Annotated in this window: 13 protein-coding genes; 6 read left to right on the top strand and 7 right to left on the bottom strand. The window is 70.4% G+C overall.

What is annotated here, in order from left to right:
• Positions 1-2324 (bottom strand): methylmalonyl-CoA mutase (gene scpA / locus WH07_RS15750; protein ID WP_052744398.1); only part of this gene is annotated, 2324 nt, incomplete at its 3' end.
• Complete coding sequence (locus tag WH07_RS15745; RefSeq protein WP_046500523.1) at positions 2324-4198, bottom strand: methylmalonyl-CoA mutase family protein; 1875 nt, start codon at positions 4196-4198, stop codon at positions 2324-2326. The genes WH07_RS15745 and scpA, both read right to left, overlap by 1 nt.
• A 325-nt stretch (positions 4199-4523) precedes the next feature.
• Here WH07_RS15745 and WH07_RS15740 point away from each other — a divergent pair, with 325 nt between their 5' ends.
• Positions 4524-5399 carry an undecaprenyl-diphosphate phosphatase gene (locus tag WH07_RS15740; RefSeq protein ID WP_046500522.1) on the top strand — a complete coding sequence of 292 codons (876 nt, stop codon included), beginning with the start codon at positions 4524-4526 and terminating at the stop codon, positions 5397-5399.
• A 204-nt stretch (positions 5400-5603) separates the two neighbouring features.
• On the top strand, positions 5604-5786 hold the full coding sequence (locus tag WH07_RS15735; RefSeq protein ID WP_046500521.1) for a hypothetical protein: 183 nt from the start codon (positions 5604-5606) through the stop codon (positions 5784-5786).
• An 11-nt stretch (positions 5787-5797) separates the two neighbouring features.
• Here the strand turns inward: WH07_RS15735 and WH07_RS15730 are convergent, their stop codons facing one another.
• The 3 genes from WH07_RS15730 to WH07_RS15720 form a co-directional block, all read right to left on the bottom strand.
• A complete protein-coding gene (locus WH07_RS15730; protein WP_046500520.1) occupies positions 5798-6436 on the bottom strand; it encodes a GNAT family N-acetyltransferase in 639 nt (212 codons plus the stop codon).
• Positions 6437-6512: 76 nt separating this feature from the next.
• Positions 6513-7364, bottom strand: a complete 852-nt coding sequence (locus WH07_RS15725) for an ATP-grasp domain-containing protein (protein WP_046500519.1) — start codon at positions 7362-7364, stop codon at positions 6513-6515.
• Positions 7361-8335 (bottom strand): ATP-grasp domain-containing protein, encoded by a 975-nt coding sequence (locus WH07_RS15720; protein WP_046500518.1) that lies wholly within the window; start codon positions 8333-8335, stop codon positions 7361-7363. Before WH07_RS15720 ends, WH07_RS15725 begins: the two co-directional genes overlap by 4 nt.
• A 1740-nt stretch (positions 8336-10075) precedes the next feature.
• Between WH07_RS15720 and WH07_RS15715 the strand changes: the two genes are divergently transcribed.
• Together WH07_RS15715 and lnt are read left to right on the top strand one after the other, a co-directional pair.
• Positions 10076-10513, top strand: a complete 438-nt coding sequence (locus WH07_RS15715; RefSeq protein WP_198533817.1) for a nuclear transport factor 2 family protein — start codon at positions 10076-10078, stop codon at positions 10511-10513.
• A gap of 155 nt (positions 10514-10668) precedes the next feature.
• Positions 10669-12333, top strand: a complete 1665-nt coding sequence (gene lnt, locus WH07_RS15710) for an apolipoprotein N-acyltransferase (protein ID WP_046500517.1) — start codon at positions 10669-10671, stop codon at positions 12331-12333.
• On the opposite strand, the gene WH07_RS15705 is transcribed toward lnt, so the two are convergent.
• Together WH07_RS15705 and WH07_RS15700 are read right to left on the bottom strand one after the other, a co-directional pair.
• On the bottom strand, positions 12245-13162 hold the full coding sequence (locus WH07_RS15705) for a Gfo/Idh/MocA family protein (RefSeq protein WP_046500516.1): 918 nt from the start codon (positions 13160-13162) through the stop codon (positions 12245-12247). The two genes, lnt and WH07_RS15705, sit on opposite strands and share 89 nt — an antisense overlap.
• Positions 13163-13189: 27 nt before the next feature.
• Complete coding sequence (locus tag WH07_RS15700) at positions 13190-14443, bottom strand: FAD-dependent monooxygenase (protein WP_046500515.1); 1254 nt, start codon at positions 14441-14443, stop codon at positions 13190-13192.
• A 134-nt stretch (positions 14444-14577) separates the two neighbouring features.
• Between WH07_RS15700 and WH07_RS15695 the strand changes: the two genes are divergently transcribed.
• Positions 14578-15285, top strand: coding sequence for a TetR/AcrR family transcriptional regulator (locus WH07_RS15695; protein ID WP_079023256.1), 708 nt, complete (start codon positions 14578-14580; stop codon positions 15283-15285).
• Positions 15286-15326: 41 nt separating this feature from the next.
• Complete coding sequence (locus WH07_RS15690) at positions 15327-15854, top strand: DinB family protein (protein WP_046500514.1); 528 nt, start codon at positions 15327-15329, stop codon at positions 15852-15854.
• The last annotated feature ends 108 nt before the right edge of the window (positions 15855-15962 follow it).

The following is a 15962-nucleotide window of genomic DNA, read 5'->3' as shown; positions in this document are numbered from 1 at the left end:
GCCGAGCCGGCAACGGAACCCGAGCCGCCCGGCCCACCCGCCCCGCCGGAACCGGCAGCACCACCGGCACCAGGACCCGAGCCACCGGCATCCGAGCCGTCGGGCTCATGCCCCAGCGCTCCCGCCAGCGCCCTCAGCAGTTCTCCCGCCGCGTCCGGGATCACCGTCCCGGGCGGAAAGACCGCCGCGGCCCCCGCCCTCCGCAGCTCCTCGATGTCCTGCGGCGGAATCACCCCGCCGACGACGATCATGATGTCCTCCCGCCCCTCCGCCGCGAGCTCCTCGCGCAGCGCCGGTACGAGCGTGAGGTGCCCCGCGGCCAGCGACGACACACCGACGATATGAGCGTCCGCCTCGACCGCCTGCCGCGCCACCTCCGCCGGCGTCTGGAACAGCGGGCCGACATCCACGTCGAAGCCCAGGTCGGCGAAGGCCGTGGCGATCACCTTCTGGCCGCGGTCGTGCCCGTCCTGACCCATCTTGGCGACCAGGATGCGCGGGCGGCGCCCCTCGGCCGCCGCGAAGTCCTCGACCGCGGCGCGGGTGCGCTCGACGGCCGGGGAGGTGCCTGCCTCGTTCCGGTACACACCGGAAATCGTACGGATCTGGCCCGAGTGCCGCCCGTACACCTTCTCCAGGGCATCGGAGATCTCACCGACCGTGGCCATCGCGCGGGCCGCGTTCACCGCGAGCGCCAGCAGATTCCCCTCAAGGCCGGCGCCGGAGCCCGTGCCGCCCCCGGAACCCGCCTCCGCCGCCGCCGTGAGCGCCCGAAGCGCGTCCTGGCACGTCGGCTCGTCGCGCTCGGCGCGCAGCCGCCGCAGCTTCTCGATCTGCTGGGTCCGCACCGACGAGTTGTCGACCTTGAGGACGTCGATCTGCTCGTCCGAGCCGCTCTCCACCCGGTACTTGTTGACGCCGATGACCGGCTGCCGCCCCGAGTCGATCCGCGCCTGGGTACGGGCCGCCGCCTCCTCCACCCGCAGTTTGGGGATCCCGGCGTCGATGGCCTGCGCCATGCCGCCCGCCGCCTCGACCTCCTCGATGTGCTGCCAGGCGCGCCGCGCCAGGTCGTACGTCAGCTTCTCGACGTACGCGCTGCCGCCCCAGGGGTCGGTCACCCGGCAGGTCCCCGATTCCTGCTGGAGCAGGAGCTGTGTGTTGCGGGCGATACGGGCCGAGAAGTCGGTGGGCAGCGCGAGCGCCTCGTCCAGCGCGTTGGTGTGCAGCGACTGGGTGTGGCCCTGGGTGGCTGCCATCGCCTCCACACAGGTGCGAGTGACATTGTTGAAGACGTCCTGCGCGGTGAGCGACCAGCCCGAGGTCTGCGAATGGGTGCGCAGGGACAGCGACTTGGGGTTCTTGGGGTCGAACTTCTTGACCAGCCTGGCCCAGAGCAGCCGCGCCGCCCGCAGTTTGGCGATCTCCATGAAGAAGTTCATGCCGATGGCCCAGAAGAAGGAGAGCCGGGGCGCGAACGCGTCCACATCGAGTCCGGCACCGAGTCCGGCGCACAGATACTCGACCCCGTCGGCGAGGGTGTACGCCAGCTCCAGATCGGCGGTCGCGCCCGCTTCCTGGATGTGGTAGCCAGAGATGGAGATCGAGTTGTAGCGGGGCATCTTCCGCGAGGTGTACGCGAAGATGTCGGAGATGATCCGCATCGAGGGTTTCGGCGGATAGATATAGGTGTTGCGGACCATGAACTCCTTGAGGATGTCGTTCTGGATGGTCCCGGCCAGCTTCTCGGGCGGCACGCCCTGCTCCTCGGCTGCCACGATGTAGAGGGCGAGTACGGGCAGGACCGCGCCGTTCATCGTCATCGACACGCTCATCCGGTCCAGCGGGATGCCGTCGAAGAGCTGCCGCATGTCGTAGATGGAGTCGATGGCCACGCCCGCCATCCCGACGTCGCCGGTCACCCGCGGATGGTCGCTGTCGTAACCGCGGTGGGTCGGCAGGTCGAAGGCGACGGAGAGGCCCTTCTGCCCGGCGGCGAGATTGCGCCGGTAGAAGGCGTTGGACTCCTCGGCCGTGGAGAACCCCGCGTACTGCCTGATCGTCCACGGCTGGTTGACGTACATCGTCGGGTACGGGCCGCGCAGGAACGGCGCGATGCCGGGGTATGTGCCGAGGAAGTCGAGGCCCGCCAGGTCCTGTGCGGTGTAGAGGGGTTTGACGGCGATGCCCTCGGGGGTGTCCCAGCCGAGTTCGCCGTCCGCCCGGCCGGTGTGCTCCTTGACGGCCGTACGCCACTGGTCGTCGGTGACCGCGGCACTCTCACCCGGTCCCAGGCCGATCCCGGAGAAGTCGGGGATCACCATCACGCCACTCCCATCCGGTCGAGTACGGAGGTGAGGACGGCGACCGCGTCGCCGCCCGCGACGACGAACTCGTCCACTCCGGCCTCCAGATATGTGTCACGGTGCTCGCCGGGGCGGCCGGCGAGGAAGACCCGCAGCGCGCCGGCGGACTTGAGCGCCGCCGCGACGGGCGCGGCGCGCTCGGTGTAGAGCGCGTCGCTGGAGCAGAGGCAGGCGACGGTCGCGCCGCTGCGGGTGAGGGCCTCGGCCGCGGTGTCCGCGTCGACCGACACCGGGTCGTGGACCGGTTCGATTCCGCCGGCCTGGAAGAGGCTGGCGGCGAAGGTGGCCCGCGCGGTGTGCGCGGCGGCCGGTCCGAGGGCCGCCAGGAAGACCCGGGGGCGGGTGCCGGTGGCCGCGAGATGCGCGTCGGAGCGGGCGCGGAGGGCCTCGTACGCCTCGTCTCGACGCACGACGGGCAGTCCGCCGCCGGGCGGCTCGGGCGCCGGGTCGCGCTCCACCGGGGCCTGTGCGAGTTGCGGGAACTCGCTGACCCCGGTGATGGGTTCACGCCGCCGAGCGAGCTTCTCCGAGCGCTCCCGCCAGGTGGCGGAGATCCGCTCGCCGATCAACCCGTCGCGCAGGGCGGCGCGTTGGCCGCCGGCGCGCTCGATCTCCTGGAACCAGGCCCAGGCCGCGTGCGCGAGGTCGTCGGTGAGCCGCTCCACGTACCAGGAACCGCCCGCCGGGTCGATGACCCGCCCCAGGTGCGACTCCTCCAGCAGGATCGTCGACGTGTTGCGTGCGATTCTGCGGGAGAAGTCGTCGGGCAGTCCGAGGGTGTGGTCGAAGGGCAGTACGGTCACGGCGTCGGCGCCGCCGAGCCCGGCGGCCAGTGCGGCGACCGTGGTCCGCAGCATGTTCACCCAGGGGTCGCGCCGGGTCATCATCACCGAGGACGTCACAGCGTGCTGGCGCTGCGCCCCGGCGGCGGGCGCGCCGCAGACCTCGGCCACCCGGGCCCAGAGCCTGCGCGCGGCACGGAGTTTGGCGATCGTGAGGAACTGGTCGGCGGTGGCCGCGTACCGGAATTCGAGCTGCCCGCAGGCCGCTTCGACGGAGAGTCCGGCCGCGGTGAGATCACGCAGCCAGCCGACTCCGGTGGCGAGCGCACAGCCCAGCTCCTGCGCGTCCGAGGCGCCGGCCTCGTGGTACGGCAGGGCGTCGACGCAGATCGCGCGCAGACCGGGGTACTCGCGGTGGCAGAGCGCGGCGAGTCCGGCCGCCTCCTCGGTCGCGCCGGCCGTCTCCCGTCCGGTACGGGCGAGTTGAGCGACCGGGTCGGCGCCGAGGGTACCGCGCGCCTGGTCGTGTGCCACGCCGCGTTCGTCGTACAGCTTCAGCAACTCCCGTGCGGCGGGAGCGAATTCGTCGCCCGCGTCGAGCGCGACGGGCGCCAGGTCGAGAAGGACGCCGTCGAGCGCGGTGGCCAGTCCGCTCACCGGCACTCCGGAGGCTCCCACGCCCAGCCACAGCGAGGTGGCCCCGTTCTCCAGATCGGCGAGCACGGCCTCGTTGGTACGCGCGGGATCGGGCCGCGTATGGCGCTGCCGTACGTCCCAGCCGGCGACGGCACCGCCCTCCGGCCGGCCGGCCCGGGTGAACGGCGCGAAACCCGGATAGCCGCTGTCGCCGGGCGTGTCCTCCGCGGTGTAGAGCGGACGGGTGGTGAGCCCGTCCTGGAGCGTCGTGGCCAGTGCCTCCTCGGCGGCCGGTCCCGTGACATCACGACCCGTCTTGCGCAGTACGCCCGCCACCAGGCTCTGCCACTGCTCGCGGGTCGCGTCGGGGAACTCGGCGGCCAGGGAAAGCCCGTCGTCAGGCAGAACCGTCATGCCCAGATGTTAGGACAGCGCGCCGAACGAGCAGCAGAGCGCGCGCCTGTGAGCTATCCCTCTCCGCGAGACGCCATGTGTAGGCCTTTCACCGTGCGGAATGCCCTATGCGGCCGGGGGCGGTCCAGGGGTCATGAGCGGCTGCCGGACGGCCCGAACAGCGAGGTACGGGCGGCTCACACCGGGGGCTGCCAGCGGTCCTGTCCTCGGCAGACGCTACGCTGCCCCGAACCGGTATGAGATCACCGCGCCCATTGTGTGATTGTCATGCCACCGGATGCCGCCTGCCGCGCGCTCACTTATTTCTGGGATGGCGTAGTACCTCATGTCATGGTTCGAATCTTTCGTTCTCGGGCTCGTCCAGGGACTGACCGAGTTCCTGCCCATCTCGTCCAGCGCGCATCTGCGGCTGACGGCGGCCTTCGCGGGCTGGCACGACCCGGGAGCGGCGTTCACCGCCATCACCCAGATCGGTACGGAGGCGGCCGTCCTGATCTACTTCCGCAAGGACATCGTCCGGATCGTTTCCGCGTGGTTCCGCTCGCTGGCGAACAAGGCGATGCGCAGCGACCATGACGCCCAGATGGGCTGGCTGGTCATCGTGGGCTCGATCCCGATCGGTGTGCTCGGGGTGACCTTCAAGGACCAGATCGAGGGCCCGTTCCGCGATCTGCGGCTGATCGCGGCCACTCTGATCGTGATGGGCGTCATCCTCGGCGTGGCGGACCGACTCGCGGCCCGTGACGAGGTCGGCGGCAAGCACCGCGCCATCAAGGAGCGCAAGTCGCTCAAGGAACTGGGCGTCAGGGACGGTCTGATCTTCGGCATCTGCCAGGCGATGGCGCTGGTGCCCGGTGTCTCGCGCTCGGGCGCGACGATCAGCGGCGGTCTGCTGATGGGGTACACCCGCGAGGCGGCGGCGCGCTATTCGTTCCTGCTCGCGATCCCGGCGGTGCTGGCCTCCGGCGCGTTCGAACTGAAGGACGCGGGCGACGGCGGGCATGTCTCCTGGGGCCCCACGATTTTCGCCACGATCATCGCGTTCGTTGTGGGATATGCCGTTATCGCCTGGTTCATGAAGTTCATTACGACCAAGAGCTTCATGCCGTTCGTGATCTACCGAGTGCTGCTCGGCATCGCGCTGCTCGCCCTGGTCGGTACGGACACGCTCAGCCCGCACGCGGGCGAGTCGGCGGGCTGAGGCCGGCGGGTCGGCCGTTCGGCGGGCCGACCCGCCCCCCGGGCGCGGTCACGGCCCCGATCCCGGGCGCCGGCTCAGGCAGATCGGGCGGAGCCGGGGCAAGGCGGGATTTCGGGCCACGATCCGGGTGCGATATCGGACAGTGTGAGCAAAGACGCGCCCTGATCGGTGCCCCGGTACCGCACTTGCCCCTACGCTTGTCATATGTCCTCCACTCGTGCCACTGGCTCCTCGGCTGCCGACGCCGTCGCGGCCAATGAGCGGATTCGCGCGCTGGTCGACGCCGCCGACGGGACCTGGCCCTCGGAGGCGTACGAAGTGTTGCTCCAGGAGTGGGCCGCCGCCGTACACCGCGGCGACTCCGATCAGGTGAACGAGGCCGCGTAGGCTCGGCTGGTTCAGTCCGTGGGCACCGGCGAAGTCCCTGGGACACGCGCCGGGACACCTCCCGGGACGGCCCCCGGAACAACTCTCGGAATGACGAGCACCAGTTCCGGCCGGTCCCACATCATGGCGGGCGGATTCGCGGCTTCGGTTCCGGTACGGCGAGCGCCCACACTGCGGTAGAAGCCCTCGGCGGGCGGATGCGAGACGATACGGACACGGTCGAGCCCGGCCTCGCCCGCCCGCCCCTTCAGATGCTCGATGAGCCGGCGGCCGAGGCCCAGCCCCTGGGCATCGTCGGCCACGAACATCAGGTCGAGTTCCGCCTGAGCTGACGGCGGAACCGAAGGCATGACCGAAGCTGTGCCCGAAGCCGGAACGGCGGTACGGCCGACCCCCGCGGCCGGCAGTACGAGGGCGTAGAAGCCCAGGATCCGCTCGCCCGAATCGACGGCCACGAAGACCTCATGCGCCTCGATGTAGTCGGGCCCCACCCGGTATCCGGCGATCATCGGCGCGTACGGGCCCTCGTACGCACGGGAGCGGCGGACCAGCGCCGTGAGCCGTTTGGCGTCTCGGGCGGTCGCCCGTCTGATCCGTACGGCCTCGCCGCCGAACCGGGCGCCGTCTCTTCTCGTAACCCGCGAAGCCATGCGGTGAGTATTACGTATCGCTCTGGGGCGCCTGAGACCGGAGGGGCGCTGAACACCACCCGAGGCGCCCTCGGCCTCACCGGGGTAATACGGGTGAGCCGCCTGCCGCGGTCCGCAGCGCCAGGGCCGCGAGCGCCTCCGGGGCGCCTGCCTGTCCCCTGATGCCGGGGAAGGCGTTTATGTCCACGATCAGCGGGGCGCCATCGCCCGCGTCGATGAGATCGACCCCGTACACGTCGAGCGCGAAGACGGAGCCGACGCGGAGGACGAGGTCGAGCCATCCGCCGGGGAGTTCGCTGAGGGGCGGCGGAACGGCCGGCTCACGGGCTGTGCCGCCGCCCGTGGAGTCCACTCCTGAATCCGCGAGCTCCGAGCGGCGCAGGGCGGCGAAGACCTGCCCGGCGACAACCCACACCTTGTGGTCCCAGCCGCTGTTGGCGGTGAACGGCTGCACCACCACCGGCTCATCGGCCCACTCCGCGCCCCGGCACAGCGCGCGCAGCGATCCGGCGTCGTCGAGCCGGACGACCAGATCGTGCCGTCGGCTGTGCCTGCTCTTGACGACCAGTGGGTACGGGAGGCCGGTCTCGGCCGCCAGCTCCCGCAGGGCGCCCACGGTCCGCGTCGCCGCGAACGGCAGTCCCGCCGACTCCGCCAGCGCGGCCATCGCCGTACGGTCCTGACAGAACCCGGTCGCCGCCGCCGAGTTCACCACCGGCGCCCCGCGCTCCTCGAAAGACCTGGCCAGGGCCAGCGCCCGCGGTGTCCGCGCCTTGAGCAGATAGACATCGGCCAGGGAAGCACCACTCGGTACGGGGTGCCCTGCGCCGGGATCGATCCAGTCGACCTCGTGACGGGGTGTCAGCAGCGCGGTGGTGGCGGCCAGCAGGGGATGACCGGGCCAGGGCGTGATCAGACAGATCCTCATCGGCCCTCGTCGGCTCTGGTCGGACGCAGCGGCGAACCGGCCCTGAAGGCACCTCGCTTGGGCAGCGGAATGACCTCCGCCGTGCCGACCGCGGTCGGGTCCGTACCGGCCTTGGTCCGGCCCGTACCGGCCGCAGCCTCTTCCGTACCGGGTACGGCCCCGCCCGTACGAGCCAGTTGGAGGACGGCCCGCGCGACCCGGTCCACCGCGTCCGGGACCAGCCGGAAGCTCGGGAAGTCATTGACATCGACGATCACCGGACCGTCGGGCCCCAACAGCACGTCCAGACCGTACAGATCGAGCCCGTACACCGCCCCGACCTCCGCCGCCAGCTCGGCCACCTCGGCAGAGAGAGGGACGCGCCGCTCCCTCGTCGGACGGTCGGGGTGCAGGGGCGAGCAGCGCTCCGTGGCGTACAACTCGCCGCCCACGCAGTACACCTTGAGGTCGACCCCCGAGTTGGGCACATACGGCTGGGCGATCAGCATTCCCTCAGCAGCCAGTTCGGGCCTCAGCTCGGCCAGCCGCTCGGGCGTGGGCACCAGCCGTACCGCCCGCCCCGAACTCCCGTCGGCGGGCTTGACGACCAACGGGTACTCGGTGTCCGGAAGTTCGGCCAGCGACTCCGGCCGGGCCGCCGCGTAGGTCAGCGGCATCGGAAGCCCCCGGCTGCGCCCGACCACCGCGGCGAGCGCCTTGTCCCGCACTCCACGGATCGACCGCGCGTCATTGACCGTGGTCAGCCCGACGGCCGCGGCGGCTTCGAGCAACGTCAGCCCCGGCCCCCCGGACACGGTCTTCAGCACCCACGCGTCGTGACTCCCCGCCCGCACCGCCTCCGCCAGCCGCACCAGCGAACTCCCGGGCCGCAGCACATCCACCCGATGCCCCCACGAGACCAACCGCCCCACCACCTCCAGCGGCATGCCGTCGTACCGGTACTGCTCCTCCACCAGAAAGCAGAGTCTCATTGACCTTCCCGCCATAGCGCCGACCTGAAGTGGCCATAATCCGCCCCTCCCCCACGCCACGACCGCGCGGGTCGTTCAAGGGACCGTCAAGACGGGATGCGAGTGCACCCGCCCATGGAGACGTGACGCGAGGCGGACGCAGACGGGACCCACTACTTGGTGACGCACAGGGACACGAACACGAGGGCGGGCCGACGGTCCGTGTCATCTTCCATTAGAAGAGGGTCAACAGGGGCGAGGACAGGAAATAATCAAAACACCCCATCTCGAACAGGCAAATGGCGAAAAATTCCGGGGACCGCTTTCCATCGACTTCCCATTGCCCGGCAGACCTCTTGCCCACGAGCTCTCCGCTCGCATCCTCCAACCTGACGCCGATTCCTCTTGTGCGAAATGCAATGACCGATGAATCGGGGAACCTGATCTCAAAGAATCTTCTGCTCGGGATCAGCGAGCCACCAGCTCGCACTCGGCAAGGTGACCCGCAGATCGTTGCATCGACACCTGTTCGTAGGCGACTCCTTGCAACATACCCCGGAGTTGCAATGTCATCGACCCGCACCACAACTTCTCCACCCAGGAGAAGTGTCCAGTTTTCGTGTTTATTCGCCAGCGAAACCACCGACCTGTTCTCGGATCGGGAGCGCGCGAGGGCCACCCTCCCAACGGGAGTATCGGCGTAAGCATAGTAACGCTCGCCCTGCGCAGGGTTCGAATACTCAAGAAGCGAGGTCAGCAACTTTGGCGTGACACTGAATCTCAATTCCATCTCCGTATCCAGAGAATGTGCCGACTGACGCTCGATCGGGCACCCGACCCGGGGAACGCCTCAGGACTTCATCCACGTCCGGCCTGGAACGCAAATACGCCTGCGGGCGTCAATGACCGGTCAACACGATCAGAAAGATCAGCAACGTCACCCCTGGCCCCGACCATTCCGGCCACCCCGTCGTACTGACCCTGGAGAAAGAACCTCGAAGCTCGCCTTGAGGAGACTCCGAACTGCGGCGCTCGAACTCTGCAGCAATCCGATCTCTTTTCTTTCTCCCCACAAAGGACGGATCAAATGCATCAACAGGCACTAGACCATATCCAACCACTTCGAGCAGAAGACTCCTCTTCCCTTTACAGCTCGAAACCATCCCATATGGGATGCAGTATTTACTAAAGGCATTGTTGACACATGCGTGAGATTCCAGAAAAACCACATACGGATTCAGGAAAAGGCGCCAGATCATGTATATCATAAAAGGGACAGGCGCCAGGACCAGCAGCCTGTCCCTCCAGGAATCCGGACCGGGCGGGAGTTGAAGAAGAACCTCCCCAAGCGCAATGATAACCAGAGAAGCCGATGACAGGAGAACCTTACTCAGGCGCCGATTCTTCACTCATTTCCTCAATCCGCCATTGTTCTGGAAAACTCCTCGCGCGCCCCGCCCGATCTCGATCTCCGTCGGTTTCATGCCGAGGCGAGTGAGGCCGGTGGGGTCGTTGGTGCCTCCGACGAATCCTCGGACGCCGGGGAACTGGTCGCTCCGTTCGGAGCGTATCCGGCCGAAGGGGAGTTGCTCGCGCCGGGTGACGGCGAGGGCCGTCAGCTGAGCAATGCGGTCAGCCGAAGCCGTGTCCGTGCCTCGGCGTATGGACGCGGCTGACCGCACGGATGATGTCCGCGCAACGCGCGAGTGACCTCTGTGCGCGGCTCTTGGCCGTACGGGATTCCTGCCGGAGACTGAGCCGATGACACAGCGCGTGGATCTCGCGACCGTGATGGGCCGTCTCGCCATCGATGAGGTGATCACGAATTACGCGGTGGCCGTGGACGAGGCCGACTGGCCCGGGTACCGGGCCCTGTTCACTCCGGACGGGCGGGCCGACTACACGGCTGAAGGCGGTATCGAGGGCTCGGCCGCGGAGGTCGCCGACTGGCTGGCCGGGACGCTGCGGCCGTACAGCGTGCATCAGATTCTGATCGTCAACCGGCGGTTGCGGATACAGGGTCCCGACGGATATCCGGGCGACCGCGCCGAGGTGCGGGCGGACTATCTGAGTCCGCGGCGGCACGAGTCGGGCGAGGAGTCCATGGCCGGCGGGCGGTGCTCGTTCGGGCTGCTGCACGGCGATACGGGCTGGCTGCTGCGGACGGTGTCCGTGCATGAGAAGTGGCGGCGCAGGTAGGGTTTTCCCACGGGCAGCGCCACCAGTCCACTCCGGCCGGCCTCACCCGGACCCGCCTTTCTCTCGCGTCCCTCCCGCTTCGGCGCCGTGCATCAGGGGAAGAGAACCCGAAGGGGGCGGGAGCCCTCAAGCGGCGGGGCGAGGAGGCTCTTCGGATGCGAGGCCCGGTCGGGCGGAGCCTGGCGTCGCCGTGGTGGCGCGGCGCCGCCGCGGTCGTGGCGGGCTCGCTGCCTGCCCTGGCGTTTCCCGAGCCGGCCCTCTGGTGGTTCGCGTATGCCGCGCTGGTGCCCTGGATGCTGCTCGTACGGTCGGCTCCCACCGGCCGGCGCGCGGCGCTGGAGGGCTGGCTGGGCGGTATCGGCTTCATGATCGCCGTACATCACTGGCTGGCACCGAGCCTGCATGTGTTCCTGGTGCTGCTGGCCGCCCTGCTCGGGCTGCTGTGGGCGCCCTGTGGATGGCTGGTGCGGTCGATGCTCGGCGGGTCGCCGTCCGTGGCCCGGGCTCTGGCGGCCGTCGCCGTGGTGCCCTCGGGCTGGCTGGTGGCGGAGCTGATCAGGTCCTGGCAGGGGCTGGGCGGGCCCTGGGGGCTGCTGGGCGCCAGTCAGTGGGAGGTCGCCCCCGCCCTGCGGCTCGCCTCGGTCGGCGGGGTATGGCTGGTGAGCCTGCTGGTGGTCGCGGTGAACACCGCGCTGACCGTGCTGATCGCGGTCCCCCGGCTACGGCCCAGGCTCACCGGCGCCGTGTCGCTCGTGCTGTGCGCGGTCACCCTGGTCTCGGTGTGGGCCTGGGCGCCGGAGCCGGAGCGGTCCGGTACGGCGCGGATCGCGGTGGTCCAGCCGGGCGTCGTCGACGGCGCGGACGCCCGCGAGCACCGGTTCACGCAGGGCGAGACCCTGACCCGCACCCTGGCCGGCCAGGATCTTGATCTGGTGGTCTGGGGCGAGAGCAGCGTGTCCGCCGATCTGGCGACCAGACCCGATCTGGCGGCGCGGCTCGCCGTGCTGTCCCGCGCGGTCGGCGCCGAGATCCTGGTCAATGTCGACGCGCGCAGCACGGACGCGGCGGGGACGGACGGGATATTCAAGCGCGCCGTCCTGGTCGGTCCGAACGGCCCGACGGGCGATACGTACGACAAGATGCGGCTCGTGCCCTTCGGCGAGTACATACCCGCCCGTGCGGCCCTGAGCTGGGTCACCTCGGTGGGCAAGGCAGCGGGCGAGGACCGCGAGCGCGGCACCCGGCCGGTGGTGATGGTGCTGCCAGACCGTGACGGCAGGGACAGCCGGGACAGGGAGGCCAGAAGGGACGCGGGAGACGGCGAGGACAGGGGCGGGCTGCGGCTCGGGCCGCTGGTCTGCTTCGAGTCGGCGTTCCCCGACATGAGCAGACGACTGGTCCGGGACGGTGCGCAGATGCTGGTCGCGCAGTCCTCGACCTCGACGTTCCAGGGGAGCTGGGCGCCGGAGCAGCACGCCTCGCTGGCGGCGCTGCGGGCCGCGGAGACCGGCCGGCCGATGGTGCACGCCACGCTGACGGGCGCGAGCGCGGCGTTCGGGCCGGGTGGGGAGCAGGTCGGCGAGTGGATCGGTACGGACCGGAGCACCGCCGGCGTGTTCGACGTTCCGCTGGCCCGGGGCACGACCCCGTACACCGAGCTGGGCGACTGGGCGGTCTACGCCGCTCTCGCCGTACTGGCCGCGCTCTGCGCCACGGACGGCGCGCGCTCGTTCAGGACGCCGCCCGCGTCGCCTGCTCCCATGCTGCTCGTACCACCCGCTCGCACAGCTCATGAGTCCGGAGCGCATCCTGTGCGCTGAGCAGCGTTCCGGACCGTACGGCGTCCAGGAAGGCGAGCACGCACTGCTCGATCCCGCGCTGGCGGGCCACCGGCACCCAGTCGCCACGCCGCCGCACACTCGGCTGTCCCTTGTGGTCCACGATCGTCGCGAGATCGTGGACGGCCCGCTTGGTGTCCTGACCGGACACTTCGAGGATCTCTTCGTTGGAGCCGCTCATCCGGTTCATGATCCCGAGCGCGGTGAAGCCGTCACCGGAGAGTTGAAGGACCACGTGATGCAGCAGGCCGTCGCGGACCCGGGCCCGTACATCGGTGTGTTCGACGGGTCCCGGGAGCAGGAAGCGCAGCGTGTCGACGACATGGATGAAGTCGTCGAGGACGAAGGTGCGCGGGTCCTCGGGCAGGCCGACCCGGTTCTTCTGCATCAGGATCAGCTCGCGCGGATGCTCCAGGCACTGGGCATAGCCGGGCGCGAAACGGCGGTTGAAGCCGACGGCGAGGCTGACACGGCGCTCCTCGGCGAGAGCCACCACCCGCTCCGAGTCGGCGAGTTCGTACGCGATCGGCTTGTCGACAAAGGTCGGTACGCCCGCCTCCAGCAGCCGGGCGGCGATCTCCGCGTGCACGGCGGTCGGCGCGTGGACGAACGCGGCGTCGAGGTCCTGTGCGAGGAGAGAGTCCAGGTCGGCGTGGCAGTGCGCGGCCGGGACGCGATAGGTCTCGGCGGTCGTCGCCAGGGTGGCGGGGGTGCGTGTGTGGAGATGCGGCTCGACCCCGGGCAGGGTGGTGAGCACCGGAAGGTAGGCCTTCCGCGCGATGTCACCGAGCCCGATGATGCCGACCTTCACGGGGGCCTCCCTCTGCCTGACGTGCTGTTATGACGGGTGTGCTGTCCCGGCAGCATACGTGCGCCGGGGCGGGTGCCAGTCGGCGATCCCCGCGAAGCCGCGCAGGAGCAGGCCGGGGACCAGCCGGGAGACGGTGGCGATCGCGGTGTCGCGCAGGACGGTGGCGGCCGGCGAGGTGACCGCGATCAGCCGGCCGGTCCGCGCGGCCTGGCGGACGATGGCGGTGGTACGGGGGAGCCTCGCGGCCGAGTACGCGGCGAGGGCCGCCGGAATGCCGGAGGTATCAGAGGTATCTGAGCTGTCGGGGCTGTCGGGGCTGTCGGGGCTGTCATGTCCCGGTCCCGCGTGATGGGCGAGGACGACGGCGTCCTCGATGGCCTGGTTGCCGCCCTGGCCCACCGTGGGCTGCATCGCGTGGGCGGCGTCGCCGAGCAGGGCGGTCCGGCCGTGGTGGTAGGCGGGCAGCGGCACGCTCATCTCGTGGACGTCATGGCGCAGTACCTGGCCCGGGTCGACGGCCCGGATGATCCGCGGCACGGGGTCGTGCCACTCCCCGAACAGCCTGAGGAGTTCCGCCCGCTCGCCGTCGGGGGCATGCGCGTCGGCGGACGCCGGCGCCATGGCGTACGCGTACACCCGGCCGTCCTTGAGCGGCTGCGTACCCCAGAGCCGCCCCCGCCCCCAGGTCTCGTGCGGTACGAACGGCCGCTCGGGCGCCGGTACGACCAGCCGCCACGTGGTGAATCCGGTGTACCGCGGCCCGGGGTGGCCGGGGAACAGCGCCCGGCGTACTCGGGAGTCGATGCCGTCGGCGCCGACCACGAGATCGGCCTCCCACTCGCCACCGTCGGGGGCGGTGACCCGCGCCCTGTGGCCGGTCCCGCCCGGATCGGCGAGGGTGGCCGCGGTGCCGGTACGCACCACGCCTTCGGGAAGCGCGGAGGCGAGCAAGGAGATCAGCGTGGCGCGGTGGACCAGGACGACGGGGCCGCCGAAGCGGTCGGCCGCCGCCTCCGCACTCGTACGGGAGAGCCAGCGGCCACCGGGGGCGCGCAGGCCGCCGTCGCCCTGCCAGGCGGAGAGCGAACGGACCGTGTCGCCGAGCCCGATGACATCGAGGGCGCGCTGCGCGTTGGGGGTGAGGCCGAGGCCGGCGCCTACGGGGGTGAGCGCGGGGGCGCGTTCGAGGACGGTGACCGCCCAGCCCCGCTGGTGCAGGGCGACGGCCGCGGTCAGTCCGCCGATTCCACCGCCGATGACGACGGCGCGAGGCTGGTCCATGGCGTTCTCGATTCTGCTGGGGCGGAAGGGATCTGCTGGGGCGGAAGGCGGCGCGACTCAACTACAGATGTAGTAATCCATGAGCGTACTACAGCCGTAGTGGTTCGTTCAGTGGGCAGCGATAGATTGGCCGCATGCCCACTCGCACCACCGGCGCCCCGCCCTCCGCCCGCGCCCGGCTGATCGCCGACACCGCGCTCGCCCTGCTCGCCGAGCGGGGGATGCGCGGGCTCACTCACCGGGCGGTGGACGAGCTGGCCGGGCTGCCGCAGGGTTCGACGTCGAATCACGCGCGGACCCGGCAGGCCCTGCTCGAAGCGGCGGTACGACGGCTGGCCGAGCGCGAGGCGCAGGTGCTCGCGCCGGACGAGATGCCCGGGGCCGCGGGCGGTCACAGCACCCGGAGTGCACCGGGCGGGCCGGCCGACGCGCTGGCGCTCGCCCTGCACCGCTATCTGACCCGCCATCCCGAACTGCTCGTCTGCCGTTACGAACTGGCCCTGGAGGCCACCCGTCGGCCGGAGCTGCGCGCCTACTACGACGCGGCGGGCCGGCAGTTCCGCGAGCCGCTGGTGGCGATGATGCGGGCGGCGGGCTCCACGGAGCCCGAGCGGCACGCGCTCTCGCTGGTGGCCTGGTGCGAGGGGCTGATGTTCTCCTGCGCGGTGGGCTCGTACCACGACGCCGTACCGTCCCTGGATACGTTGCGCCGCGGATTCGACGAGCTGCTCCGCGGCATGCTGGCCGACAGCGGCGACAGCTCTGGCGGCCCGCGCGACAGTCCAGGCGGCCCGCGCGACACTCCTGGCGGCCCGGAGAACCGGCGCGACCTGGGTGAATAAGGCGTGGCCAGGGCACCGGCCCGTACGTGAGGATGGCCGTCATGACAACGACTGAGCGCGCAGAGCGCACCGAACCCTCCACCGTCGCGGGCGAACGCGAGATGCTGGAGGGCTGGCTCGAATACCACCGCGAGACCCTGGCGGTGAAATGCGCGGGGCTGGACGAGGCCCGGCTCCGGGAGACCTCCGTACCGCCCTCCGATCTGAGCCTGCTGGGTCTCGTACGGCATATGGCCGAGGTGGAGCGCGGCTGGTTCCGCAATACGCTGGCCGACGAGAAGGCCGGGCCGGTCTACTACACGGACGCCGACCCGGACGGGGACTTCCACCCCGGTCCGGACGACACCTGGGACGAGGCCTATGCCACCTGGCAGGCCGAGATCGCCCGGGCCAGAGAGCTGGCCGCGCCGCACGCCCTGGACGACTTCGGCGCCGGACGGCGGCGCCGCACCACCGGCGAGCCGTACAACCTGCGCTGGATCTACACCCACATGATCGAGGAGTACGCCCGCCACAACGGCCACGCGGACCTCCTCCGCGAACGGATCGACGGCGCGACCGGCGACTGACCCGGGAACTCCCCGCGCGCGGTCCGCGGCCCGCCCGTCGACCCGTTCGCGGAGGAGGTCCGGACCGGTCTTGTGTACCGGCGGCGGGCGGGCCGGACCGCCCGCCAC

Source organism: Streptomyces odonnellii (assembly GCF_000981895.1).
In the GTDB taxonomy this organism is placed as follows: domain Bacteria; phylum Actinomycetota; class Actinomycetes; order Streptomycetales; family Streptomycetaceae; genus Streptomyces; species Streptomyces odonnellii.
This window is presented reverse-complemented; position numbering and strand designations above follow the sequence as displayed.

Coding starts and splice junctions, on each gene's coding strand:
- WH07_RS15745 (WP_046500523.1), bottom strand. CDS start 4,198: ATGACGGTTCTGCCTGACGACGGGCTTTCCCTGGCCGCCGAGTTCCCC.
- WH07_RS15740 (WP_046500522.1), top strand. CDS start 4,524: ATGTCATGGTTCGAATCTTTCGTTCTCGGGCTCGTCCAGGGACTGACC.
- WH07_RS15735 (WP_046500521.1), top strand. CDS start 5,604: ATGTCCTCCACTCGTGCCACTGGCTCCTCGGCTGCCGACGCCGTCGCG.
- WH07_RS15730 (WP_046500520.1), bottom strand. CDS start 6,436: ATGGCTTCGCGGGTTACGAGAAGAGACGGCGCCCGGTTCGGCGGCGAG.
- WH07_RS15725 (WP_046500519.1), bottom strand. CDS start 7,364: ATGAGGATCTGTCTGATCACGCCCTGGCCCGGTCATCCCCTGCTGGCC.
- WH07_RS15720 (WP_046500518.1), bottom strand. CDS start 8,335: ATGAGACTCTGCTTTCTGGTGGAGGAGCAGTACCGGTACGACGGCATG.
- WH07_RS15715 (WP_198533817.1), top strand. CDS start 10,076: ATGACACAGCGCGTGGATCTCGCGACCGTGATGGGCCGTCTCGCCATC.
- lnt (WP_046500517.1), top strand. CDS start 10,669: ATGCGAGGCCCGGTCGGGCGGAGCCTGGCGTCGCCGTGGTGGCGCGGC.
- WH07_RS15700 (WP_046500515.1), bottom strand. CDS start 14,443: ATGGACCAGCCTCGCGCCGTCGTCATCGGCGGTGGAATCGGCGGACTG.
- WH07_RS15695 (WP_079023256.1), top strand. CDS start 14,578: ATGCCCACTCGCACCACCGGCGCCCCGCCCTCCGCCCGCGCCCGGCTG.
- WH07_RS15690 (WP_046500514.1), top strand. CDS start 15,327: ATGACAACGACTGAGCGCGCAGAGCGCACCGAACCCTCCACCGTCGCG.